Origin of the sequence: Nonomuraea sp. NPDC050202, assembly GCF_040656115.1 — a bacterium.
GTDB lineage: Bacteria > Actinomycetota > Actinomycetes > Streptosporangiales > Streptosporangiaceae > Nonomuraea.
The window spans coordinates 246,145-268,080 of sequence record NZ_JBFALF010000016.1 but is presented as its reverse complement, the minus strand read 5'-3'; the positions used below and the strand labels follow the sequence as shown (position 1 = coordinate 268,080).

The 21,936-nt window shown below is 70.4% G+C and carries 27 protein-coding genes; 15 read left to right on the top strand and 12 right to left on the bottom strand.

Features of this window, described 5'->3' with window-relative positions; genetic code table 11:
- From AB0I79_RS35295 to AB0I79_RS35285, 3 genes are all read left to right on the top strand, one after another.
- Positions 1-207: hypothetical protein (locus AB0I79_RS35295; protein WP_357882661.1), on the top strand; the 207-nt coding region annotated here is incomplete at its 5' end.
- Between the two features lie 130 nt (positions 208-337).
- Positions 338-472 carry a hypothetical protein gene (locus tag AB0I79_RS35290; RefSeq protein WP_357882658.1) on the top strand — a complete coding sequence of 45 codons (135 nt, stop codon included), beginning with the start codon at positions 338-340 and terminating at the stop codon, positions 470-472.
- Between the two features lie 485 nt (positions 473-957).
- Positions 958-1,896 (top strand): TIM barrel protein, encoded by a 939-nt coding sequence (locus AB0I79_RS35285; RefSeq protein ID WP_357882655.1) that lies wholly within the window; start codon positions 958-960, stop codon positions 1,894-1,896.
- A 4-nt stretch (positions 1,897-1,900) separates the two neighbouring features.
- On the opposite strand, the gene AB0I79_RS35280 is transcribed toward AB0I79_RS35285, so the two are convergent.
- Positions 1,901-2,371: a MarR family winged helix-turn-helix transcriptional regulator gene (locus tag AB0I79_RS35280; protein WP_357882652.1), complete on the bottom strand. Its 471-nt coding sequence runs from the start codon at positions 2,369-2,371 to the stop codon at positions 1,901-1,903.
- A gap of 61 nt (positions 2,372-2,432) precedes the next feature.
- Between AB0I79_RS35280 and AB0I79_RS35275 the strand changes: the two genes are divergently transcribed.
- Complete coding sequence (locus AB0I79_RS35275; RefSeq protein ID WP_357882649.1) at positions 2,433-2,810, top strand: cupin domain-containing protein; 378 nt, start codon at positions 2,433-2,435, stop codon at positions 2,808-2,810.
- Positions 2,811-2,822: 12 nt separating this feature from the next.
- Positions 2,823-3,239 carry a cupin gene (locus tag AB0I79_RS35270; protein ID WP_357882646.1) on the top strand — a complete coding sequence of 139 codons (417 nt, stop codon included), beginning with the start codon at positions 2,823-2,825 and terminating at the stop codon, positions 3,237-3,239.
- Positions 3,240-3,420: 181 nt separating this feature from the next.
- Here AB0I79_RS35270 and AB0I79_RS35265 read toward each other — a convergent pair whose 3' ends face one another.
- Positions 3,421-4,299: an A/G-specific adenine glycosylase gene (locus AB0I79_RS35265; protein WP_357882643.1), complete on the bottom strand. Its 879-nt coding sequence runs from the start codon at positions 4,297-4,299 to the stop codon at positions 3,421-3,423.
- A 112-nt stretch (positions 4,300-4,411) separates the two neighbouring features.
- Here AB0I79_RS35265 and AB0I79_RS35260 point away from each other — a divergent pair, with 112 nt between their 5' ends.
- Positions 4,412-5,107 (top strand): hypothetical protein, encoded by a 696-nt coding sequence (locus tag AB0I79_RS35260; RefSeq protein WP_357882641.1) that lies wholly within the window; start codon positions 4,412-4,414, stop codon positions 5,105-5,107.
- 148 nt (positions 5,108-5,255) lie between these two features.
- On the opposite strand, the gene disA is transcribed toward AB0I79_RS35260, so the two are convergent.
- From disA to AB0I79_RS35235, 5 genes are read right to left on the bottom strand one after another with little or no spacing between them, the layout of a single operon-like run.
- Positions 5,256-6,332: a DNA integrity scanning diadenylate cyclase DisA gene (gene disA / locus AB0I79_RS35255; protein ID WP_357882638.1), complete on the bottom strand. Its 1,077-nt coding sequence runs from the start codon at positions 6,330-6,332 to the stop codon at positions 5,256-5,258.
- 40 nt (positions 6,333-6,372) lie between these two features.
- Positions 6,373-7,779 (bottom strand): DNA repair protein RadA, encoded by a 1,407-nt coding sequence (gene radA / locus AB0I79_RS35250; RefSeq protein WP_357882635.1) that lies wholly within the window; start codon positions 7,777-7,779, stop codon positions 6,373-6,375.
- A 30-nt stretch (positions 7,780-7,809) separates the two neighbouring features.
- Positions 7,810-8,115, bottom strand: coding sequence for a thioredoxin (trxA, locus tag AB0I79_RS35245; RefSeq protein ID WP_221524547.1), 306 nt, complete (start codon positions 8,113-8,115; stop codon positions 7,810-7,812).
- Between the two features lie 2 nt (positions 8,116-8,117).
- Positions 8,118-8,486: a MerR family transcriptional regulator gene (locus AB0I79_RS35240; protein WP_357882632.1), complete on the bottom strand. Its 369-nt coding sequence runs from the start codon at positions 8,484-8,486 to the stop codon at positions 8,118-8,120.
- Positions 8,487-8,528: 42 nt separating this feature from the next.
- Positions 8,529-9,227, bottom strand: coding sequence for a class I SAM-dependent methyltransferase (locus AB0I79_RS35235; protein ID WP_357882629.1), 699 nt, complete (start codon positions 9,225-9,227; stop codon positions 8,529-8,531).
- Positions 9,228-9,283: 56 nt separating this feature from the next.
- Between AB0I79_RS35235 and AB0I79_RS35230 the strand changes: the two genes are divergently transcribed.
- The 7 genes from AB0I79_RS35230 to AB0I79_RS35200 all read left to right on the top strand — a co-directional run bounded on the left by AB0I79_RS35230 (position 9,284) and on the right by AB0I79_RS35200 (position 16,002).
- Positions 9,284-10,093, top strand: a complete 810-nt coding sequence (locus AB0I79_RS35230; protein ID WP_357882626.1) for a sugar phosphate isomerase/epimerase — start codon at positions 9,284-9,286, stop codon at positions 10,091-10,093.
- Positions 10,090-10,863, top strand: a complete 774-nt coding sequence (locus tag AB0I79_RS35225; protein WP_357882623.1) for a class I SAM-dependent methyltransferase — start codon at positions 10,090-10,092, stop codon at positions 10,861-10,863. Before AB0I79_RS35230 ends, AB0I79_RS35225 begins: the two co-directional genes overlap by 4 nt.
- The gene (locus tag AB0I79_RS35220) at positions 10,860-11,441 is read left to right on the top strand and encodes a TetR family transcriptional regulator (RefSeq protein WP_357882620.1); all 582 of its coding nucleotides are present in this window, start codon (positions 10,860-10,862) and stop codon (positions 11,439-11,441) included. Before AB0I79_RS35225 ends, AB0I79_RS35220 begins: the two co-directional genes overlap by 4 nt.
- Positions 11,442-11,579: 138 nt before the next feature.
- Positions 11,580-13,685, top strand: coding sequence for a (Fe-S)-binding protein (locus AB0I79_RS35215; RefSeq protein ID WP_357882617.1), 2,106 nt, complete (start codon positions 11,580-11,582; stop codon positions 13,683-13,685).
- Positions 13,686-13,832: 147 nt separating this feature from the next.
- The gene (locus AB0I79_RS35210; protein WP_357882695.1) at positions 13,833-14,627 is read left to right on the top strand and encodes a hypothetical protein; all 795 of its coding nucleotides are present in this window, start codon (positions 13,833-13,835) and stop codon (positions 14,625-14,627) included.
- Positions 14,624-15,691, top strand: coding sequence for a glycosyltransferase (locus AB0I79_RS35205; protein WP_357882614.1), 1,068 nt, complete (start codon positions 14,624-14,626; stop codon positions 15,689-15,691). The genes AB0I79_RS35210 and AB0I79_RS35205 overlap by 4 nt, the downstream gene beginning before the upstream one ends.
- A gap of 29 nt (positions 15,692-15,720) precedes the next feature.
- Positions 15,721-16,002 (top strand): metal-sensitive transcriptional regulator, encoded by a 282-nt coding sequence (locus AB0I79_RS35200; RefSeq protein ID WP_080044376.1) that lies wholly within the window; start codon positions 15,721-15,723, stop codon positions 16,000-16,002.
- 122 nt (positions 16,003-16,124) lie between these two features.
- Here AB0I79_RS35200 and AB0I79_RS35195 read toward each other — a convergent pair whose 3' ends face one another.
- Both AB0I79_RS35195 and AB0I79_RS35190 read right to left on the bottom strand, forming a co-directional pair.
- Positions 16,125-16,286, bottom strand: a complete 162-nt coding sequence (locus tag AB0I79_RS35195) for a hypothetical protein (protein ID WP_020540796.1) — start codon at positions 16,284-16,286, stop codon at positions 16,125-16,127.
- Between the two features lie 215 nt (positions 16,287-16,501).
- Positions 16,502-17,818 (bottom strand): hypothetical protein, encoded by a 1,317-nt coding sequence (locus AB0I79_RS35190; RefSeq protein ID WP_357882610.1) that lies wholly within the window; start codon positions 17,816-17,818, stop codon positions 16,502-16,504.
- A gap of 53 nt (positions 17,819-17,871) precedes the next feature.
- On the opposite strand from AB0I79_RS35190, the gene AB0I79_RS35185 reads away from it, so the two are divergent.
- Positions 17,872-18,774, top strand: a complete 903-nt coding sequence (locus tag AB0I79_RS35185; RefSeq protein ID WP_357882607.1) for a hypothetical protein — start codon at positions 17,872-17,874, stop codon at positions 18,772-18,774.
- On the opposite strand, the gene AB0I79_RS35180 is transcribed toward AB0I79_RS35185, so the two are convergent.
- On the bottom strand, positions 18,746-19,276 hold the full coding sequence (locus AB0I79_RS35180; RefSeq protein WP_357882604.1) for a gamma carbonic anhydrase family protein: 531 nt from the start codon (positions 19,274-19,276) through the stop codon (positions 18,746-18,748). The two genes, AB0I79_RS35185 and AB0I79_RS35180, sit on opposite strands and share 29 nt — an antisense overlap.
- A gap of 141 nt (positions 19,277-19,417) precedes the next feature.
- Here AB0I79_RS35180 and AB0I79_RS35175 point away from each other — a divergent pair, with 141 nt between their 5' ends.
- Complete coding sequence (locus tag AB0I79_RS35175; RefSeq protein WP_357882601.1) at positions 19,418-20,443, top strand: hypothetical protein; 1,026 nt, start codon at positions 19,418-19,420, stop codon at positions 20,441-20,443.
- 295 nt (positions 20,444-20,738) lie between these two features.
- Here AB0I79_RS35175 and AB0I79_RS35170 read toward each other — a convergent pair whose 3' ends face one another.
- Positions 20,739-20,981, bottom strand: a complete 243-nt coding sequence (locus tag AB0I79_RS35170; RefSeq protein ID WP_253755240.1) for a hypothetical protein — start codon at positions 20,979-20,981, stop codon at positions 20,739-20,741.
- Between the two features lie 123 nt (positions 20,982-21,104).
- Positions 21,105-21,857: a GntR family transcriptional regulator gene (locus AB0I79_RS35165; protein ID WP_357882598.1), complete on the bottom strand. Its 753-nt coding sequence runs from the start codon at positions 21,855-21,857 to the stop codon at positions 21,105-21,107.
- Positions 21,858-21,936 lie beyond the last annotated feature (79 nt).

The window sequence follows — 21,936 nt, the reverse complement described above, 5'->3', positions numbered from 1 at the left end:
GGCGCCCGGCCGCTGCGGCGTACGATCCAGCGCGAGCTGGAGGACTCGCTGTCGGAGAAGATCCTCTACGGCGAGCTCCGGCCCGGCCAGGTCGTGAAGGTGACGATCGAGGGCGAGGGCGACAACGCCAAGTTCATCTTCAAGGGCGAGACCGCCTCGAAGATCCCGGACTCGGCTGCCGCGATCGCCGCTCCGATCCAGAACTGACCCTGGGTCTGACGGAAGCCCCCGCGCGAGGATGCCTCGCGCGGGGGCTTTCCGCATGTCAGAAGGGTGATGCGGGCGGTCGCGGCGCTCGCCCCTGCCGCACACGCGCGGGTGCAGCTGCCCGTCAAACGTGGCGGGCCTCAACGTGGTGGACGTCATCCACGGCACCGATCTCAACGTCCCGGTCTGCGGTGGCGGGGCGAATCTCGTCGAGGTCCCCAACCCGGAGGCCGTCGTGGACTGCGCCGGCGTCCCGCTGTCCTGAAGCCGCCGGCGGCCCGGCCCCGTCAAGGGGCCGGGCCGCTGTCACATTCTGGCGGGCTATCCAGTCATAGCTGTGGACGGTGGCGGCGCTGAGGCCGCCGTTGGGGCCGTGGGAGGTGCCGGATGGAGCCGAGGTCGCCTGTTTGTCCGATAGCGCCCGGACGGGGCCATGGGCGGCATGTACGGCATCTTTGGAGATCTTCACATCCCACCTGGGGAGAAGTGAGAAGGTTGCCGTCGTTGCGTAATTGTTGGGTCAGCGGGTATACCGCCACCGCGAGTAGTACTACACTGCGTAGAGCTTCGCCAAGTCTCATCCAAGTGAGCCACAAGAGCGCGCTCCCAAGCTGGGGGCCTGCTCCCTGGGGAGTAGCAAGAAGTCAACTCAGGGCGGACGCGCGTGCCACCACCTGGCAGGCATGCTCACATGGTTCGCACGTCCGAGGCGGGCGACGGGAACACTAATGCAAGCCCTGGAGGAAACCGATGCGCCTGCGTCACGATGACGGAACGCTCGTTCACCTCGCCTACAACGCAGGCGTCCACCCCGCTGAGGACCTGGAGAACCTCATCGCGCACCTGACCCGCTACGCGGTCCCGGTGCGCAAGCGGCTGGGCGTCGAGCGGATGGGGATCGGGCTGTGGCTGTCCCCCAGCGTGGCCGACCACCTCACGGCCGACCGCATCGAGCTCGTACGCCTGCGCCGCTCCCTGGAGGAGCGCGGCCTGGAGGTCGTGAGCCTCAACGGCACCGGCGGCCGCAACCAGGAGGTCCCGGGCCCCGACTGGGCCAAGCCCGAGCGCTACCGCTACACGATGGCCCTGGCCAAGATCCTGGCGTTCCTGCTCCCCGAGGACGTGCGCTTCGGCAGCATCTCGACGATCCCGATCGGCTGGCGCCGCGACTGGCCCGCAGACCTGCACTCCATCGCCACCCGCCGGCTGGAGCGGCTGGCCCGCGAGCTGCGCGGCATCTACAGCACGACCGGCAAGACGATCAGGGTCGGGTTCGAACCGTGGCCGGGGTGCGTGCTGGAGACGACCGAGCAGGCGCTGGAGCGGGTGCTCGGCATCGACTCCGAGCACCTGGGCGTGTGCCTCGACGCCTGCCACCTCGCCTGCGACGCCGGTGAGCCGGGCGCGGCGCTGAAAGGCCTGGCCGAGGCCGGGGCGCCGGTGGTCAAGGTGGGTCACGTGCACAACCACACGGGCGAGACGCCGGGCACGGGGGCCGTGCTGCAGGACACGCTGACGGCCATGCTGTCGGGCGCGGTGAGCGGCAGCGCGCACATCGAGGTCGAGACGCACAACCTGCTCGTCCCCGGCCGGGCCAAGGGGCCGGGGGCGCTGGTGTCGATGCTGGCCGAGGAGCTGGCCTGGGCGCGTACGAACCTGACCAGCCTGGGTCTCCAGCTCGCCGCCTAGAGCCCTACAGGTTGCCGAACCAGCCCGGCGTGTCCAGCCGCCACGGATTGCCGGGCGTCATCCTGCGCAGGTCCGATTCGAGCTCCCGCAACCGCTCCTCGCCGAGCTCGGCCGCCCAGCGGGCGCGCAGGGTATCGAAGACGCGGGCCGAGCGGTCGAGGGCGTCCATGCCGTAGGGGGTCAGGCGCACGATCTTGCGCCTGGTGTCCTGGGGATCGGTGGTGCGCTCGACGTAGCCGATGCGTTCGAGCGTCTCGATCGTCTTGCCTGCGGCCTGCTTGGTGACGCCGAGCGTACGGCCCAGCTCGACGGCCGTGGTGCCGTCGGGCCCGATGGCCTGCATGACGAATCCGTGCATGGGCCTGATGTCCGGATGGCCCTGCCTGCCGAGCTCGGCGTGGAGCTCGTCGATCAGCAGTCTGAACGCGAGCAGCAGGCGTAGCGGAAGCTCGAAGCCGGGAACGTAGCTTGACACGATAGACAACCTGGTTAACTATATGGACAACGTAGTTGCCTATCTTAGGGGGTGCGGCGGCATGGCCGTCATACGTGGGGCCGAAGCGCGGCGGTCGGAGACTCCAGCCGGGGTCATGACGACCTTCGCCTCGCCGACGCAGGGAGGGGCCTCACGGTCCCTGTGGAAGGTCGAGGCCAGGCCGGGCGCCGTGGGGCCCGTGCACGACTTCGACAGCGAGCAGGTGTGGAGCTGGGTGGCCGGGGCGGCGACCGTGGAGCTGGGCGGCGAGACGTACCACGTCGCCGCCGGCGACACCGTCGTCATGCCCGCCCGCACGGTGCGGCGGGTCCTGGCCGACCCCGCCGCCGGCTACACCGCCGTCGTCACCGCGCCGGGCGGCGCCAGGGCCTCGGGCCCCGACGGCGCCGACTTCGGCGTTCCGCCGTGGATCGCGTGAGAGGAAAGACCGATGACCGTTGTCCTGGGAGTGGACTCCCGCAAGGTCGACACCCCGAACGGGGTCATGACCACCCTCGCCTCCCCGACGCAGGGCTCCGCCGGGCAGGCCGTCTGGCGGGTGGAGGCCAGGCCCGGCATGGTGGGGCCGGTGCACGCGTTCGACGCCGAGCTGGTGTGGACGTGGCTCGACGGGGCCGCCGTGGTCGAGCTGGGCGGTGAGCGGCACGAGGTGGGCGCGGGCGACACGATGGTGCTGCCCGCGGATGTGAGCAGGCAGATGTTCGCCGATGCCGAGCACGGGTTCGTCTCGATCGTGGTCGCCCCGGCCGGGGCCCAGGCGTACAACCCCGGTGGCGTGTCGGAGCCGGACGCCTGCGACCTGGCCCCGAAGGACGCCGAGCGGCTCGTGCCGCCCTGGGTTCGTTAGGGGCGCGGGACGCTCGATCATCACCCGCGCTGAGCCGGCCTCCCGGCCCTGACCCGGAAGGCGGGCCGGGCGTGCGGGGCCGTCAGGTGGAGTGCGGGCCGGGCGTGCGGGGCCGTCAGGTGGAGTGTGGGCCGGGCGTGCGGGGCCGTCAGGTGGAGTGTGGGCCGGGCGTGCGGGGCCGTCAGGGGGAGTGGGGCAGGCGGTAGGTGCCGTCGTCGAGGGCCTCGGCCAGGCCGTCGGCGACCAGGCCGTCCAGGGCGCGCTCGCGCTGCACCGCGTCGTCCCACACCACGTCGAGCGCCGCCTTCGGCACCGGGCCGTGGGCCTCGCGCAGCACCGCCAGCAGGCGGCCACGGCACTGGCGGTCGGTGCCCGCGTACGTCTGGCCCTTGCGCGCGGGGCCGGCGTGCGGCGGCTTGCCCGCCAGCCGCCAGGCGCACACGTGCGTGATCGGGCAGTCGGCGCAGCGCGGGGCGCGCGCCGAACACACCAGGGCGCCCAGCTCCATCACCGCCACCCCCCAGCGGGCGGCGCCCAGCTCGGGCAGCAGGCGCTCCGCCAGCCGCCGCTCGGCCGCCGAGGTGGCGGTCGGCGGGTACTCCTCGGCGCTGATCGCCCTGGCGAACACCCGCCGGACGTTCGTGTCCAGCACCGCGTGCCGCCCGCCGAAGGCGAAGCTGGCGACGGCGGCCGCGGTGTACTCGCCGATGCCGGGCAGGGCCAGCAGGGTCGCGTGGTCGGACGGCACCTCGCCGCCGTGCTCGTCGGTGATGGCGCGGGCGCAGGCGTGCAGGCGCAGCGCCCGCCGCGGGTAACCGAGCCGGCCCCAGTGGCGTACGGCCTCGCCGGGCTGCTCGGCGGCCAGCGCCTTGGGGGTGGGCCAGCGCTCCATCCACTCGTGCCAGATCGGCAGCACGCGGACGACAGGGGTCTGCTGGAGCATGATCTCGCTCACCAGCACGCCCCATGGGGTCGCGTCGGGTGCCCGCCACGGCAGATCCCGGGCGTTGTCCTCGTACCAGTCGAGAACGGCGGTGTGCAGGACGTTCGGCTCAACCACGCGGTCAAGGGTATGGGGCGATGACAACCCTTGGCGCGTCGGCGTTCCAGGAGATGCCATCCCTCGGCGTGTCGTCACTACGCGTCGTTGCCCGCTCACCATCCTGTGCTGTATGGACCCGGATACGATGCGTGGCGACGGCGGTGACATCTACTGGCGGCGCCGGATGAGCGTGCTGGTGGCGGTGCTCGTCGTGGTGGCCGTTGTGGCGTGGGCGTGCTCCAGCGGCGGCAGCGGCCCCGAACGAATGTCCAGCGCGCAGTCCTCACCCAGCGCGAGCGGCAGTACGGCCGCGCAGACCACGCCGGCCGTCGACCCGCTGCTGGCGGGCCTGCGTACGCTGGCCATGGGCACCGCGAGCCCGTCCCCCACGCCCACCCCCAAGGCGGCCCCCTCGGAGCGGCCCAGGCGGCCGGGGGAGCCGTGCGAGGAGAAGGACCTGGTGCTCAGCCTCCAGGGCGGCAGGGAGCAGATCTACGCCGGCGGCTCCCGCCCCACCTTCCTGGTCACGCTGGTGAACACCGGCTCGGTCATGTGCACGGCCGATGTGGGGCCGCGGGCCATGGAGATCAGGATCACCTCGGGCGCCGACCGCATCTGGTCGACGGCCGACTGTGTCAGCGGCGAGGGCAGCGAGGTCAAGGAGTTGCAGCGCGGGGTGCCGTACGTGCGCTCGCTGGAGTGGGACCGGCGGCGCTCCAGCCCCGACTGCCGCTCCACGCCTCCGGCCGCCCTGCCGGGGACGTACGTGGCGGTGGCGCGGATGGGCAAGATGCGCACCAACAAGGGGGTCTTCCACCTGCGCTAGCGTTCCGCGGTCGCCGAGACGGCGCCGCGCCGGCCCGGGCCGGTGGCCAGGCCGGCCTCCGACGTCGATGACATGGCCCGGCTGTGGGGGGACCGTGTTCGGCTCGTCGGCATTACAGGGCCCTGCTTGCCGGCATCGATGCCAGGGCTCAGACGTAGCGCTCCAGGATGGAGGATTCGGCCAGGCGGGAGAGGCCTTCGCGGACGCTGCGGGCCCGGGATTCGCCGACGCCGCCGACCGCCTGCAGGTCGTCGATGCTGGCAGCCAGGAGCTTCTGCAGGCTGCCGAAGTGGTTGACCAGCCTGTCGACGACCGTGGCCGGGAGGCGGGGGACCTTGGCCAGGAGGCGAAAGCCGCGGGGGCTGACCGGGGTCTCCAACTGGTCGGTGCCGTTGTGGCCGAGGACGTGGGCGACGGCCGAGAGGTCGAGGAGGTCGGCGCCCGAGAGTTCGTCCAGCTCGTGCAGGGCCTCCAGGAGGCGTTTCTGGCGGCGGCCCGCGGGGGCGGGCAGGTAGTCGCGGATGACCAGCTCGCGTTCGGAGTCGACCCCTGCCACCAGCTCGTCCAGTTGCAGCGACAGCAGGCGGCCGTCCGTGCCCAGCTCGACGACGTAGCCCTTGATCTCGTCGGAGATGCGGCGGACCATCTCGAGGCGCTGCGCGACGGCGGCGACGTCTCTGACCGTGACCAGGTCCTCGATCTCCAGGGCCGACAGGGTTCCGGAGACCTCGTCGAGGCGGTGTTTGTAGCGTTCGAGCGTGGCCAGGGCCTGGTTGGCCTTGGACAGGATGGCGGCCGACTCCTCCAGGACGTAGCGGATGCCGTCGAGGTAGAGGGCGATGATGCGCATCGACTTGCTGATGGCGATGATGGGCAGGCCGGTCTGCCTGGCCACCCGCTGGGCGGTGCGGTGGCGCGTGCCGGACTCGTCGGTGGGGATGGCGGGGTCGGGGACGAGGTGCACGGCGGCGCGTACGATCTTGTGGTCGTTGCTCAGCACGATGGCGCCGTCCATCTTGGCCAGCTCGCGCAGCCTGGTGGCCGAGAAGTCGACGTCGAGCTCGAAGCCGCCGCTGCAGACCTCTTCGACGACCCTGTTGTAGCCGAGCACGATGAGCCCGCCGGTCTGCCCGCGCAGAATCCGTTCCAGGCCGTCGCGCAGAGGTGTGCCCGGCGCTACCGCGGCCAGGGCTTCGCGACGGCGGTCGTCCAGACTCCTATCCACCTGACCCCCGTGTCGATCGGTCACCTCAGCTTAGCCGCGCTCATGTGACGTGTGTGAGGGCGTCCCAGACGTTCTCCGCCTGGACCACCTCGAACCCGGGCGCGAACGCCACCGGCCCGACCGGCACCAGGGCGCGCTGGCCGCCGCGCCTGCGGCCGCCTTCCTCGAGCGATCCGGCGGGGACGAGGGCGCGCTTGAAGCCCAGGCGGGCCGCCTCCGTCAGCCGCCTGCGCACGTCCTTGACCGGGCGCAGCTCGCCCGCCAGGCCCACCTCGCCCAGCGCGACGAGGCCAGGGGGGAGCGGCTTGTCGCCGGCGGCGCTGGCGACGGCGAGCATGACCGACAGGTCCACGGCGGGGTCGGCCAGCTTGATGCCGCCGACGGTGGCGGTGAACACGTCGCAGCCGCCGAGGCGGGCGTTGAGCCGGCGCTCCAGGACGGCGAGGATCATCTGCACGCGGTAGGTGTCGAGCCCCGACGAGGTGCGCCGGGGCTGCTGCGCCTCGGTGCGGGCCACCAGCGCCTGGACCTCGGCGGGCAGCGGGCGGGTGCCCTCGACCGTGACGGTGACGCAGGTGCCGGGGACCGGCTCGCTGCGCCGGGAGACGAACAGCCCGCTCGGGTCGGTGATGCCCTCGATGCCCCGCTCGTGCAGGTCGAAGCAGCCGATCTCGTCGGTGGGGCCGAACCGGTTCTTGATCGCGCGGACCATGCGGAGCCTGGAGTGGCGGTCGCCCTCGAAGTTCAGTACGACGTCGACGAGGTGCTCCAGGGTGCGGGGGCCGGCGATGGAGCCTTCCTTGGTGACGTGGCCGACGAGGACGGTGGCCATGTTGCGCTCCTTGGCCAGCCGGACGAGGTTGGCCGCCACCTCGCGCACCTGGGTCACCCCGCCGGGCACGCCGGTGGCCTGCGCGGAGCCGATCGTCTGCACCGAGTCGACGACCAGCAGCTGCGGCTGGACCTTCTCCACGTGCGTCACCAGCGCCGACAGCTCGGTCTCCGCCGCCAGGTAGAGCTGGTCCTGGATCGCGCCGATGCGGTCGGCCCGCAGGCGCACCTGGGCCGCCGACTCCTCGCCGGTCACGTAGAGGACGGTCGCCCGCTCGGCGATGCGCGCGGCGGCCTCCAGCAGGAGCGTGGACTTGCCGATGCCGGGCTCGCCCGCCAGCAGCACCACCGCGCCGGGCACCAGGCCGCCGCCCAGCACCCGGTCGAGCTCGGCGACCCCGGTGGTGCGGGCGGTCGCCACCTCGGCCTTGACCTGGCCGATCGGCAGGGCGGGCGCGGTGGTGGCCCCGGCCTGGACGACGTTGACGCCGGCCCTGGCGCCCTCCTCGTCGACCGTGCCCCAGGCCTGGCACTCCCCGCACCTGCCGACCCATTTGGTGGTGCGCCAGCCGCATTCGGTGCAGCGGTATCCGGGCTTCTGGGCAGTCTTGGCCATGCGGAGCAGGCTAGCGGCTGCTACCGACAATCACGCCAGGCCGAGCTCCGACACGAGCATGCGCTTGGGCTTGGCGCCGACGACCTGCTTGGCAGGCTCGCCGTTCTCGAACAGGATCAGCGTCGGGATGCCCATCACCCCGTAGCGGGCCATGATCTCGGGGTTCTCGTCGGTGTTCAGCTTGCCGATCGTCAGGCCGTGCTCGGCCTCGATCTGCTCCAGCACGGGCGCCACCATCCGGCAGGGTCCGCACCACTCGGCCCAGAAGTCGACCAGGATCGGCTTGTCGCTCCTGAGCACCTGCTCCTCGAAGTTGTCGGTGGTCAGCGTGATCATCTTCATCCCCTCACAAAGCAACCCGGGCACGACTGGGCGAGCTGGGCGGCCACCTCGGCGCGGCGGGCGAGCAGCACGCGGATCTCCTGGTCGATCTCGCTGAGCTTGCGCTCGTAGACCTCGACCGACTCGGCGCAGGAGCCTCCCGTGCTGTGCCCCTGGCGCAGGCAGTCGACGAACGGGCGGGTCTCCTCCAGCGTGAAACCGATCTGGAGCAGGGCCCGGATCTCGGAGACCAGCCTGACGTCGTCCTCGCTGTAGGCGCGGTAGCCGTTGGAGGCGCGCCGGGCGCGCAGCAGCCCGTGCTGCTCGTAGTAGCGGAGCGAGCGGGTGCTCACCCCGGTGCGTTCAGCCAGCTCACCGATGCGCATGCCTCCAAGGTAAACGTTGACGTCAGTGTCAAGGTCAAGGCCTCAGAAGTAGCGCCAGCGCAGCACGTTCGGATAGGCCAGCTCCAGGCCGGGCGTCTCGGCGATGGCCTGCTCGGCGACCTCGGGGGTGAACTCGATGCGCAGCACGGCCTCCAGGTCGGCGCGCCGCTGGAAGACCATGCGCAGGTCGAGCTCCTTGCGCTGCCAGCCCTGACGGTCCCAGAACGACTCGACCTCCCGCGGCGAGTACGTCGGCACCGTACGCGAGAACCACCGCCCGAACGACCCCCGGGTGGCGTCGAGGTCCAGGACGAAGGCGGCGCCGCCGCGCCGTACGATCCGGGACAGCTCGCGCAGGCCCGGCTCGCAGCCGGGCCCGAAGAAGTACGCCCAGCGCGCCATGGCCACGTCCACCCCGGCGTCGGGCAGCGGCAGGTCCTGGGCCGCCGCGGCGTGCACGGTCACGTTGGGCAGGCTCGCGCAGCGGCGGCGGGCCAGCGCGGCCAGGTCGCCGTGCGGCTCCACGCCGATCACCCGGGACGCCTCGGCGGCCAGGACGGGCAGGTGGTAGCCGGTGCCGCAGCCGATGTCGAGCACGGTGGCGCCGTCCCACGGGCGCAGGGCGCGCATCGCCGCGTCGGCCGCGCCATCGGGATCGACGGCGCGGTTCTCCAGCTCGTAGATCTGGGGCGTGTTCCAGATGTTCGGGCTGGGGATCGCACCTTTCGCTATCCGGGTCATGCCCCAACGCTAGGGGCTGACGCGCCAGATCGGCTTCTCCGGCTTAGGCTGGCAGCGTGGCTGATGTCATCCGCGTGCCCAATGCGAAGATCGCATTGTCCACCGCCTCGGTATATCCGGAACGTACTCCTGACGCGTTCGAGCTGGCCGCGCGCCTGGGTTATGACGGCGTCGAGATCATGGTCGGCGCCGACCCGGTGAGCCAGGACATCGATGTGATCGAGCGTCTGTCCGACCACTACGAGGTGCCCGTTCTCGCCATTCACGCGCCCTGCCTGCTGGTCACCCAGCGGGTCTGGGGCCGCGACCCGTGGGCGAAGCTGGTCAAGGCCCAGAAGGCGGCCGAGCGGCTGGGCGCCTCGACGGTCGTGGTGCACCCGCCGTTCCGCTGGCAGCGCGACTACGCCCGCGACTTCGAGACCGGGCTCGCCAGGATGCGGGACGAGACCGAGGTCACGTTCGCGGTGGAGAACATGTTCCCGCTGCGGGCCAGGGGCAACGACGTGGTGCCCTACTCGCCCGACTGGAACCCGATCGACTACGACTTCCCGCAGGTCACGCTGGACCTGTCGCACACCGCCGTGTCCGGCTCCGACGCCATGGAGATGGCCGTCAAGCTCGGCGACAGGCTGGCGCACCTGCACCTGGCCGACGGCCTCGGGGTGACGAACAAGGACGAGCACCTGGTGCCCGGCAGGGGCAACCAGCCGTGCGCGCAGATGCTGGAGCGGCTGGCGAACACGGGCTACTCGGGCCTGGTGGTGCTCGAGGTCAACACCCGCAAGGCGGCCAGCAGGACCGAGCGGATCGACGATCTGGCGGAGGGTCTGGCCTTCGCCAGGCTGCACCTGGCGGCATCCACATGAACACAGGGCCGATCAAGGATCTGGGCAGGACGTTCGACCTGGTGGCCGACGCCTACGACGCGGCCAGGCCCGGCTACCCCGACGAGGTCTACCGCGCGCTGACCGAGCTGTCGGGCGTCGAGCTCGACGGTGCCACCACGGTGGACGTGGGCGCGGGCACCGGCATCATGACGCACGCGCTGCGGGCGCGCGGTTCCCACGTGATCGCGGTGGACCCGGGCGAGGCGATGCTGTCCCGCCTCATCTCCAAGGCGGGCGCCCCGAACGGCACGCGGGTGAGTGCCGTGCTGGCCGACGGCAACGCGCTGCCGCTGGCCGACCAGGTGGCGGACCTGGTGACGTACGCCCAGTCGTGGCACTGGCTGGACCCGGTGGTCTCCATCGCCGAGGCCCGGCGGGTGCTGCGGCCGGAGGGCGCCATCGTGGGCTGCTGGAACCTCAACCACGCGGCGCAGGCCGACTGGCTGGCCGCCTACGAGGCCCGGCTGGCGGCCGAGGTGCCCGCCTACTGGGGGCCGGCGGTCGAGCAGTGGTCGGTGCCGCCGATCGCCTCGTCCTTCGAGGTGATCGAGGAGCGCTGGATCCCCTGGACGCGGCTGATCGGCATCGAGGACTTCCTGCTCGACCTGCGCTCCCACTCGTACATGGCGGCGCTGTCGCCGGACCGTGCGGACGAGGTGGTGGCGCGGCAGCGGGCGGCGTTGCGGGCAGAGTTCCCCGAGGGGCTGCTGTCGGTGCCGATGCGGGTCTACCTGGCGGTGGGCAGGTGACGGACAAGCGCAGGCCCGGGCGCAGGCCGGGGTCGGCCGACACGCGCGGCGAGATCCTCACCGCCGCCAGGAGGGTGTTCGCGGAGAAGGGGTTCGACAAGGCGACCGTTCGCGGCATCGCGCGGGAGGCCCAGGTCGATCCCGCCCTCGTGCACCACTACTTCGACACCAAGGAGGGCATGTTCGCCGCGGCCATGGAGCTGCCGATCAACCCTCAGCAGATCCTCCCGGTGCTGCTCGACGGTCCGCGCGAGGAGATCGGGGAGCGGCTGGTCCGGACGATCCTGCGCCTGACCGCCGACGAGAAGACGCGGGCGCCGGTGCTGGCGCTGCTCCGCTCGGCGATGAGCAACGAGCAGGCGGTCGGGATGGTCAGGGAGTTCTTCACCTCGGCCCTGCTCTACCAGGTGGCCTACCGGCTGGAGGTGCCGCAACTGCGGGTGGAGGCGGCTTTCGCGCAGATGCTCGGGATCGTCCTGGCCCGGTACGTGCTCAAGCTGGAGCCGCTGGCGAGCGCCGGGCACGACGAGCTGGTGGAGATCCTGGCGCCGACCATCCAGAGGTACTTCACGGGATAGAGCATTGTTCTGGAGACGGCGATGACCTTAGGGTATGTCGCGTAACCCAGTAAAGTTACTCGTGGGTAGGATTGCTGCTACATGCCTGCGCAGCGGGTGACCGTACGCTGACAGCAACGTCGTCTGTGGGAGGACCCCGTGCTCTGGGTAGCCGTCATCGGGCTCGTCATGACCGTCGCGGCGGTGGCCGTGGCCGGTCGCAGGGTCATGTTCCTGTTCAAGCTCGCCACCGTCGGGCCGCCGGCGCCCGAGCGCATCGAGTACGCCAGGACGCACGTCGGCGACGAGGTCAAGGCGCAACTCGTCGAGGTGTTCGGGCAGAAGAAGCTGCTGAAGTGGACGCCGTCGGGCGTCGCGCACTTCTTCGTCATGTGGGCGTTCTTCATCCTGCTGACCGTCTACATCGAGGCGTACGGCGCGATCATCCAGGGGGCGATCACCGGCACGCCCGACTTCCACATCCCGCTCATCGGGACCTGGGCCGTGCTCGGCCTCCTGCAGGACTTCATCGCGGTGGCGTGCCTGCTCGGCCTGGTCGCCTTCGCGATCATCCGGGTCAAGAACTCCCCGAAGACGCTGGGCCGCGACTCCCGCTTCTCCGGCTCGCACCTCGGCGGCGCGTGGCTCGTCCTGTTCATGATCTTCAACATCATCTGGACGCTCTTCCTGGCCAGGGGCGCGGCGGCGGCCAACGGCAACTTCCCCTACTCCTCCGGCGCGTTCGTCTCGCTCGCGCTCGGTGACGCGCTGCCGCAGAGCGCGCTGCTGGAGGAGATCGCGCTGCTCCTGCACATCGGCTTCATGCTGGTGTTCCTGGTCATCGTGGTGAACTCCAAGCACCTGCACATCTTCACCGCCCCGCTCAACGTGCTCTTCTCGCGCCGCCCCGACGGCCTCGGTGGCGCGCCCGAGATGCGGGTGGACGGCAAGCCGGTCGACTTCGAGGACGAGGACCTCGACCCGGAGCGGCTGGGGCGCGGCAAGATCGGCGACACCACGTGGAAGGGCTTCCTGGACTTCTACTCCTGCACGGAGTGCGGCCGCTGCCAGTCGCAGTGCCCGGCGTGGAACACCGACAAGCCCCTGTCGCCGAAGATGCTCATCCTCGACCAGCGTGACCACGCCTTCAAGGTGGCCCCGTACCTGCTGGCGGCCTCGGCGGGCGTCGAGCACAAGGACACCGACGTGCTGGCGCTGCTGGAGAAGCCGCTCGTCGGCGAGGAAGGCGTCATCCACCCCGACGTGCTGTGGTCCTGCACCAACTGCGGCGCCTGCGTCGAGCAGTGCCCGGTGGACATCGAGCACATCGACCACATCCTCGACATGCGCCGCTACCAGGTGATGGTGGAGTCGTCGTTCCCGTCCGAGGCGGGGGTGATGGTGAAGAACCTGGAGAACAAGGGCAACCCGTGGGGCATGTCCGAGATGAAGCGGGCCGACTGGATCGAGGAGCTCGACTTCGAGGTCGAGGTCGTCGAGGACAAGATGCCCGAGGGCACCGAGTACCTGTTCTGGGTGGGGTGCGCGGGCGCGCTGGAGGACCGGGCCAAGAAGACCACCAAGGCCGTCGCGGAGCTGCTGCACATCGCGGGCGTGAAGTTCGCGGTGCTCGGCCCGATGGAGGCGTGCTCCGGTGACCCGGCCCGGCGGCTCGGCATGGAGTACCTGTTCAACATGCTGGCCCAGCAGAACATCGAGACGCTCAACGAGGCCGGCGTCAAGAAGATCGTGGCCACCTGCCCCCACTGCTTCAACACGCTGGCCAACGAGTATCCGCAGCTCGGCGGCGCGTACGAGGTCGTGCACCACACGCAGCTGCTGTCGAAGCTGGTGGACGAGGGGCTGCTCACCCCGATCACGCCGATCGAGGAGAAGATCACCTACCACGACCCGTGCTTCCTCGGCCGCCACAACAAGGTCTACTCCCAGCCGCGCGACATCATGTCGAAGGTGCCCGGCGTGCAGACGCAGGAGATGCACCGCCACAAGGACCGCGGCTTCTGCTGCGGCGCCGGCGGCGCGCGCATGTGGATGGAGGAGCGCATCGGCAAGCGCATCAACACCGAGCGCGTGGACGAGGCGCTGACCACCAATCCTGACACGGTCTCCACCGCCTGCCCGTTCTGCATGGTCATGCTGGGCGACGCCATCAACGAGAAGAAGAACAACGGCGAGGCCAAGGAATCGCTGGAAGTCGTGGACGTGGCGCAGCTTCTGATCAAGTCTGTCAAGGGCGCTTCCTGACGGGAGATGTCGGACTCCTCCACACCTGGTGTGGAGGAGTTTCGCCTGTCAACGGGTGTGGTTGGAAGAAATCTGCCATCCACATAACGGGAAAATCACGGTAACCTCAACGTCGCATGGCCTTATTCGACGGGGAGGGGGCTCGTGATGGGCGTCGTCGTCACGGACGCCGAAGTCACCCTGGCCGACGTGCTCTCCCTGCGACTCGCCATCGACGAACCACTGGAAGACGGCACCGAACTCGTTCTCCGGCATCGCACCACGGGGGTGGAGCGCGACGTGCTGCTCGGCAGTCCAGGCGCGCGGGCGCGCGAGGCCACGCTGGCGGTCTCGCTGGCGCCGCTCGAGCTCAGCGCCGGCCGCTGGGACGCGTACCTGCGCCACGAGGGCAAGCGCAGCCGGCTGCGCAGCGTCGATCCGGGGTTCTCGCTCGACCATCTCGACGCGTACGCATTGTGCAAGCGCACGCTCGCCTACCGGTCCTATCGAACGCGCAACGGATTCCTCGCGCTGAAGATCTCCGACGCCGAGCCGGTGGCGGAGGTGCGCTCCATCTGGTTCAGGGAGGGCCGCTTCGAGGTGATGGGCCTGCTGGCCTACACCGGCCTGGAGGACGACGACTTCCGCCACGAGGCCGTGCTGACCCTGGAGCGCAGGCAGACGGGCGCCCACCTGAAGGCCACGGCCACGGTGCAGGGCGTGCGCTTCCACGCGGCGGTGTCGCTCGTGGACGTGCTGGCCGCCGACCCCGAGGGCTCCGGCCTGTGGGAGCCGGCGCTGCAGGTGGAGGGCGTGCCCGCGGAGCTGCGGCTCGGCTCGCGGCTCGACGACGTGGACGGCAAGCGCCGCCGGCTGCACTACCCGTCGGCCCGGGTGGACGGCGTGCTGATCAAACCCTGCTACACCGCCGACGACGAGCTGCGGATCGAGGTCGGCGGATGAAGGTCAGCCTGGTCCTCCCCTCCGCGTACGCCATGCGGGGCGACGTGCGCGCCACGCTCAACCTGGCCACCGCGCTGGCCGAGCGGCACGACGTCGAGGTGATCAGCGTCAGGCGGCAGAAGGAGAAGCCGTTCTTCCCCGTCGGCCCCAAGGTGAGCATGCGCAGCGTGGTCGACGTGCGGCCGGGGGTCAGGCACCTGCTCCCGCGCGGGCAGGTGCGCACCGAGGTGGCGTTGTGGCGGGTGCTGCGCAACCTCAGGTCCGACGTGCTGATCACGACCAGGCCCGGGATCGGCGTGCAGGCCGCCAGGCACGCGCCGCGCGACACCATCAAGATCGCCCGCGAGTGGAGCAGGCCGGCTGTGCCCGGGCCCGTGCAGCGCTTCTATCCGCGCCTGAGCGCCGTCGTGACGGCCACGGAGTCGGCGCAGGAGGAGTGGAGCAGGCTCCTCGGCGGCGCGCCCGCCGTGCACAGCGTGCTGGACGCGCTGCCGAGCGGCCCCTGGCCGCGCTCGCGCATGGACAACAGGATCGTGGCCGCCGGCGGCCGGTGGGTGCCGGTGAAGGCGTACGACCGGCTGATCAGGTCGTTCGCGATCGTGGCCGACAAGCGGCCCGACTGGCGGCTGCGGTTGTACGGCGGCGGCCCGGAGGAGCGGCGGCTGCGCTCGCTCGTGCGTGACCTCGACCTGCACAACCACGTCTACTTCATGGGCACCACGCCGGACCTGGCGGGCGAGTTCGCCAAGGCGTCGATCGTGGCCACCACCTCGCGCAGCGAGGACCTGGGCATGACCGTGCTGGAGGCCATGGGGTGCGGGGTGCCCGTGGTGGCCTTCGAGGGCGCCAGGGGGCCCAGGGAGTTCGTGGCGACGGGCTACAACGGGGTGCTGGTGCCCGAGTCCGAGGGGGACCTGCAGTTCTTCGCGGCGGCGCTGCTGGCGCTGATCGACGACGAGCGCAGGCGGCGCTCGCTGGCGGCCGGCGCGCTCGACACCGCGGTGCGGCACTCGGCCGACGAGGTGGCCGAGCAGTGGGAGAAGCTCATCACCGACCTTCGCTAGCCCATACTCCTTACGGGTACCGTAGAAGCATGCATGGGTACAGCGGAGACAAGCAGGCATATCTGACGCGCCTGCGGCGAATCGAGGGCCAGATCAGGGGTCTGCAGCGCATGGTCGACGACGATGCCTACTGCATCGACGTGCTCACCCAGGTCTCCGCCGCCACACGGGCCCTGCAGGCGGTCGCGCTGGGGCTGCTGGAGGAGCACATCTCGCACTGCGTGGCCGACGCGATCAACACGGGCGGCCCGGAGGCCGAGGCGAAGGTCAAGGAGGCGTCGGCGGCGATCGCCCGCCTCGTGCGTTCCTAGCGGGGTCTAGCCCTCCGTCGTGAGGGCCTCATCCGTAAGTCGGATGATCCAGCCGTGGATTGACTAGTTATGTGAAACCCCGGGAACTAGGTCCCCGGGGTCTTGGTAATCGAGTTGGTTCTTCAGCGACTCGCCGAAGTCCGCAATCCGAGCGCGTCGTCGAGTTCGTCCAAGGTCAGCCGCCGCTCACTGACTGCCACGGCGGTGAGCACCTCGGCGTAGAGCGCAATCTCGTCCAACGCGACACGGTCGTGGACCCGAGAGTCCAGGTCGTCGTGCCCCACCGCGTCGTCCTTCCTTCCGCAGCCCACACCCTCTACGAGGTTACGGCGCAGGCCCCTTCCGGCGACATGGCCCATCGGAGTCATTCCTTTCTGCACCGCGGGGGCCCCGTCAGGATCATTTCCCGAATCCGAGATCACAATTCAGCGAAATTGCTGTTATCTGTGGGGTTAGAACGATATAGGAGGAGTAAGGGGGAAATAGCGGCATTAGTGGTTTACATGTGCCCTGTGTGGTGGTCGTCCCGTTCGTGGACGATCTTCCGTACGAGTGCCGACTGCCCCGCCAGACCCCGCTCCGGCAGCTTGGCCCCCGTCAGCCGGCCCCACGCCAGCCCCATGGCGTACGCGGCCCCGAGCACCGCCGCCGCGCTCCCCCTGTCAGGCGGCTCCACCTGGAACACCGGTGCTGCCTCGGCGGTGCGTACGGCAAAGCCCTCCGGCTGCGTCGTCTCGGCCGCGGACGTGCCCGTGAGCCCGGCATGGCGCAGCTCCTCGTACGCCATCCGCAGCCGGTGATCCAGCCGCCCCGGCAGCATCCCCCTGGAGTCGGACAGGTCGGCCAGGAGCGAGGCCGCGGCCCGGCGCGGCTCCGACGTGAACGACAGGGCGTCCACGAGGTCGTAGACGGTGTGGGAGAAATGCGCCTCGGGGTCGTTCTCCACGAGCAGGGCCCGGCACAGGCGGGCGGGGCAGCGCTCCAGCCACTCGCGGCGCATCACCGCGTCGTCGTCGTACGGGTCGCCGAAGCCGGGGCGGCGCAGCATGGGCTCCACCATCGTGAGCAGCGCCAGCGCCCGCGGCCTGAACCGGGTGTCGAGCAGCAGGATCTGGGCCGTGTCCGCCATCACGGCGGCGAGCCTGAGCGCGGCCCGGGGACGCCCCGCCCGCATCCGCTCGGCCACCAGCCTGACGAGATCGAGCAGGGGCGGCGCCTGCAGCCAGCGCACCCACTCGTCGCCGGGCAGGGGGCGGCGCAGGTACTCGCCGAAGACGGTGATCAGCCGCTCGTTGCCGTCGAAGGCGGGCGCGTACGCGCACCACATGATCGTGCCCCAGGCGGCGGCCACCGTGCTCGGCACGTCTGTGGCGAAGATCTCGTCGAAGGACGACAGCGGGTAGTCCAGCTCGGACTTGCGCCCGCAGCCGCGTACCAGCACCCTGAGCTGCTCCGTGAGGCGCTCTGGCACGTCCGGGCCGATGAACGACTGGGTGGAGCCGGGCTCGGCGTGGAAGTCGTGGCCGGGCGGCACCACGGCGTCCGGCAGGACCGCCGCGGCGTGCGTCACCCGGCGCACCCGCGTGCCGCGCGGCGGCGGCGCCGGATGCCAGCGGCCGTCGGCGGGGTCGTGCAGGTGCCAGCGCGCGTGCGCGCCGAACAGCCACCGGTCGCCATCGGGGGTCACCAGGATCCTGGCCGCCAGCACGTGAGCGCGATCGGGCACGGAAAGCCCTCGCCAGCGCGGGTCCGCGACCATCGCGCGGACCTCCGCCTCCGCGGCGGTGAACGCATCCCAGGGTGGCACGGCGGTCATCGTACTGGGGGTACTCGGATCATCCATCGGCATTTCACGGCAGAATGGCCGCTATGAGGGCGAAGGTAGCAGGGACGTTGGTGGTCGTTAGCGTGCTCTCCGGTTGCGGTACGACGACGGCGGCGCAGCCGACACCCACCGGACCGGGCATTCTCACGCTACAGAACGCCACTCCGCCCGCTCCCGGCGGGGAGGTGGGCGAGGCCTCCACCGAGTTCGACGACGCGGCCGACCTGAAGGTGTGGACCAAGCTCAACGAGACCGAGAAGGACATCGACCGGCTCGCCAAGTTCGACGTGAACAAGACCGTGAAGGGCGCGATGTACCTGGAGCCCAACGTCTCGGCCTGGTTCGACGGCTTCCGCGGGCCCTTCGTGTACCAGGAGCTCGCCGGCGACATCGTCATGCACGCCCGGGTCAAGGTCGAGGGCAGGAGCGGCGGCCAGCCCAAGCGGAAATTCTCGCTCGGGGGCCTCATGGCCCGCCAGCCCGGCTCGTACGCCAAGCCCAACTGGGTCTCGGTCACCACCGGCACCGCTGAGAAGAGCGGCCAGGTCGAGGCCAAGCTCACCCAGGACGGCAGCTCCAAGCCCAAGGAGGTCGGCGTCAAGAGCGGCTGGGTGGACCTCGCGCTGGCCAGGGTCGGCCGGGTCTTCGTCGCGCTGTACAAGGAGGACAAGGGCACGTGGAAGGTGGCCCAGCGCTGGCCGTCCACCCTGCCTGACGTGCTCCAGTGGGGCGTGACGGCCTACACCGACTGGGACAGCTACAGCACGCTCAAGAAGGACGCGACCAAGGGCAACGCCAAGCAGGTCAAGGGCACGCCCGACCTCAAGCTCACGGTCGACTTCGTCCGTTTCCTGAGGCCGGAGCTGCCTGACTACGCCGACCCGCTCAACACGGCGTCGGTGTCGGACGAGGTCCTGATCAAAGCGATGACGCCTGCCGGTGCCTGAGTGCCTTGGCCATGTAGTTGTCCGGCGTGCGGGCGAAGGAGTCGCGATCGTCGTCGGTGAGCTCACGTACGATCTTGCCGGGCACGCCCGCGACCAGCACGCCCGCCGGGATCTTCTTGCCGGGGCCCACGAGGGCTCCGGCCGCCACCAGCGTGCCCGCGCCGATGCGGGCGCCGCCCAGCACGATCGCCCCGATGCCGATCAGCGCGCCGGTCTCCACGTGGGCGCCGTGGACCATGGCCTTGTGGCCGAGGCTGACGCGGTCCTCCAGGATCGCGGGCTCGCCCGGGTCGGAGTGCAGGCACGACAGGTCCTGCACGTTGCACTCCGCGCCGATCTCGATCCGTTCGTCGTCCCCACGGAGGACGGAGCCGTACCAGATGCTGGACGCCCGGCCCACGCGTACGTTGCCGACCACGACCGCACCAGGGGCTATGTACGCTTCAGGGTGTATGTCCGGGACTGCTCCGTTGTCCAACGCTGCTATGTACATTCGAGACATCGTAATTCCAGCTCTGGGTATGGCGTTCGGGTTGCGGACGTGGGCAGATGGCAGGAAAGTCGTTTCCTGACGTCCCGTTGCCAGACCCTCACAACCCGCTAGTTTTCCCCCGCCTCACGACGAAACCCCCAGGTAATCGCCATGATGAACCAGCACGAGAGCATTCCCGATCTGATGCAAGAGGACACCTTCGAGGTCGTGATGCGCGGCTACAACCGCCGCCAGGTCCACGACTACATCATCCGCACCCGTAACCAGATAAGGGATCTGGAGGAGCGGCTGGCACGGGCCATCGAGCAGGCGGAGCAGGGCCGCATCGAGCTGGCCGAGGCCAGGCGGCGCATGGTCGAGACGCCGCAGAGCTACGAGGACCTCAGCCCCAGGCTCGCGCAGATCCTCAGGCTCGGCGAGGAGGAGGCCGCGGCCAAGCGCGAGGACGCGGAGGCCGAGGCCGCCAGCGTGCGCGACGCGGCCAAGTCCGAGGCCGAACGGCTCGTCACCACCTCCCGCGAGACCGCCGACAAGATCCTCACCTCCGCCCAGGCCGAGGCCGAGCGGCGGGTGAGCGAGGCCACCCAGGCGGCCGAGCGCATGCTGGCCCAGGCGGGCAGCGACGCGGAGGAGCAGCTCACCTCCGCCCGCACCGAGGCCGAGGAGACGCTGCAGGTGGCCAGGGCCGAGGCCGAGCGCACGGTCACCATGGCCAGGGCCGAGTCCGAGCAGCTCATGCAGTCCGCCAACGCGCAGGCCGAGCAGGTGCTGTCCGGGGCGCACCAGGAGGCCGAGAACATGCTGGCCACCGCGCACCAGCGGGCCACGGCGCTGGACGAGCAGGCCGGGCGGCGGGTGGAGTACCTGAGCAACACGCACACGGAGGTCGTGCGGCGGCTGACGGAGATCAGCTCGGTGCTGGGTGACCTCATGCGTGCCGAGGCGAACGCGGGGTCGCTGGTGCCCGAGGCCATCGCGCCGCCCGCCCAGCCCGTCCAGCCTGCTCAGGCTGCCCAGCCCGCGCAGCCGGCTCAGCCCGAGCCGCAGAACGGCGAGGACGACCCCGAGCAGACCGTGCGGGTGATCGTCAAGGACGACGACCCGGAGCAGCGGGAGGGCGTCATCTCCGACGACACGGACGTGAACATCGGCCGGCTGTCGGAGTCGCGCAAGTAGCGGCTCAGCCCCTGGCCGGCAGGTAGGCCGTCCATGACATCCGCGGCCGAGGTCACCGCCACCGAGGTGACCTCGGCCATCAGGCCGGAGCCCGGGCGATCGCGACCGCCGCTCGAACAGCATGTCCACACCCTGGGGGATGGGGAGCGGAAGCCCCCGCCCCCGATCGGGTCGGGGACTTCCGCGTTCGTGGCCCCTCCTGAATCTTGGAGGCCCGGTGCCGGGGCCGCCGAGACGCTGGACCCGGCACCGGGCTGCTCGTGGACGCGGGCCGCGGAACGCTCCACGACCTGCGTCAAGGTGGTGCGGGGCCGGCTCGCCACGTGTGCTGCTCGCCGGCCCGCCTTTCCTGGTCCCGGAGCCGGTCGCGCAGGCCGTCCGGGTCGTCCGCGTCGATGGTCATCGCACATCCGGCATCGCGCTGCGCCGCGCTCAGCGGATGGTGTCTCGTGGCCCACCAGCGGCCCGCATCGCTCCGCCAGATGGTCCACTGGGGGTACTCCCGGGCGATCTCGGCGAGATGCCGATCAAAGGACATCGCTGTCCGCCTTTCCCGGGCCCCCAGGCGAGGTTCCATCTCCTTAGAAGATGCGGCACTTCTCTAGAGAGCACAATGATCGTCAGGGACAGGTCAACCTATCGCTTGACAGATCGGCTTGATTCAAGCGTCGAAGTCGTACTGAAGTACGTACGCCGCGGAATCCAGCACCATCTCGTTGACCTCGACCGGCAGCCCGCCCGACGTGTACGCCGTACGCGCGATCACGATGACGGGCGTGCCCGCGGGCAGGTCGAGCAGCGTGGTCTCGCGCGGGCTGGGCATGCGGGCCCGTACCTCCTCGGTGAAGTGGGCGGGGGGCAGGCCCAGATCGCTGAGCCTGGCGTAGACGCCGCCGGGGCCGGTGTCCGGGAGGGTGATCGCGCTGCCCTCCACCTGCCGGGCGGGGAAGTAGGAGGTGGCCAGTTGCACGGGCCTGGTGTCGACCGAGTAGCGGCGCCGGCGTACCCAGACCTCGCCGCTCTCGAGCACGGCGGCCACATCCTCGGTGGCTCGCTCCAACGTCACCTCTAACGCGTCGACGGTGAAGGGGCGGCCACGCGTGTCCGCGTCCCAGATGGCCCGTCCCTGGCCCCACTGCTCTCGTGACAGGCGGCGTGAGCCGTGCCTGCGTATCGGTTTGAACAGCCGCACGTAAACCCCCGAGCCTCGTCTGGGCACCGCCAGCCCTTCGTTGATCAGTACGGCAAGCGCCTGCCTGGCGGTGGCTCGTGCGATTGCGTATTCGGCCATAAGCGCGTTCTCGCCCGGTAGTCGGTCCCCGTCGCGCAGTTCGCCGGACAGAATCCGGGCGCGGAGGCCGTCGGCGATGCGTCGATAGATAGGGGGCTCGTGGGGTACCGGGGATTCAGACAACTTTGATCACCCTCTGTCACCAACCAGGTTGTGGCGTCTCCAGAGAACTTGCCCCGTCTTGTCCACGATCGCACAGAAG

Coding starts and splice junctions, on each gene's coding strand:
- AB0I79_RS35285 (WP_357882655.1), top strand. CDS start 958: ATGCGCCTGCGTCACGATGACGGAACGCTCGTTCACCTCGCCTACAAC.
- AB0I79_RS35275 (WP_357882649.1), top strand. CDS start 2,433: ATGGCCGTCATACGTGGGGCCGAAGCGCGGCGGTCGGAGACTCCAGCC.
- AB0I79_RS35270 (WP_357882646.1), top strand. CDS start 2,823: ATGACCGTTGTCCTGGGAGTGGACTCCCGCAAGGTCGACACCCCGAAC.
- AB0I79_RS35260 (WP_357882641.1), top strand. CDS start 4,412: ATGGACCCGGATACGATGCGTGGCGACGGCGGTGACATCTACTGGCGG.
- radA (WP_357882635.1), bottom strand. CDS start 7,779: ATGGCCAAGACTGCCCAGAAGCCCGGATACCGCTGCACCGAATGCGGC.
- trxA (WP_221524547.1), bottom strand. CDS start 8,115: ATGATCACGCTGACCACCGACAACTTCGAGGAGCAGGTGCTCAGGAGC.
- AB0I79_RS35240 (WP_357882632.1), bottom strand. CDS start 8,486: ATGCGCATCGGTGAGCTGGCTGAACGCACCGGGGTGAGCACCCGCTCG.
- AB0I79_RS35235 (WP_357882629.1), bottom strand. CDS start 9,227: ATGACCCGGATAGCGAAAGGTGCGATCCCCAGCCCGAACATCTGGAAC.
- AB0I79_RS35225 (WP_357882623.1), top strand. CDS start 10,090: ATGAACACAGGGCCGATCAAGGATCTGGGCAGGACGTTCGACCTGGTG.
- AB0I79_RS35210 (WP_357882695.1), top strand. CDS start 13,833: ATGGGCGTCGTCGTCACGGACGCCGAAGTCACCCTGGCCGACGTGCTC.
- AB0I79_RS35205 (WP_357882614.1), top strand. CDS start 14,624: ATGAAGGTCAGCCTGGTCCTCCCCTCCGCGTACGCCATGCGGGGCGAC.
- AB0I79_RS35200 (WP_080044376.1), top strand. CDS start 15,721: ATGCATGGGTACAGCGGAGACAAGCAGGCATATCTGACGCGCCTGCGG.
- AB0I79_RS35190 (WP_357882610.1), bottom strand. CDS start 17,818: ATGACCGCCGTGCCACCCTGGGATGCGTTCACCGCCGCGGAGGCGGAG.
- AB0I79_RS35185 (WP_357882607.1), top strand. CDS start 17,872: ATGAGGGCGAAGGTAGCAGGGACGTTGGTGGTCGTTAGCGTGCTCTCC.
- AB0I79_RS35180 (WP_357882604.1), bottom strand. CDS start 19,276: ATGTCTCGAATGTACATAGCAGCGTTGGACAACGGAGCAGTCCCGGAC.
- AB0I79_RS35175 (WP_357882601.1), top strand. CDS start 19,418: ATGATGAACCAGCACGAGAGCATTCCCGATCTGATGCAAGAGGACACC.
- AB0I79_RS35170 (WP_253755240.1), bottom strand. CDS start 20,981: ATGTCCTTTGATCGGCATCTCGCCGAGATCGCCCGGGAGTACCCCCAG.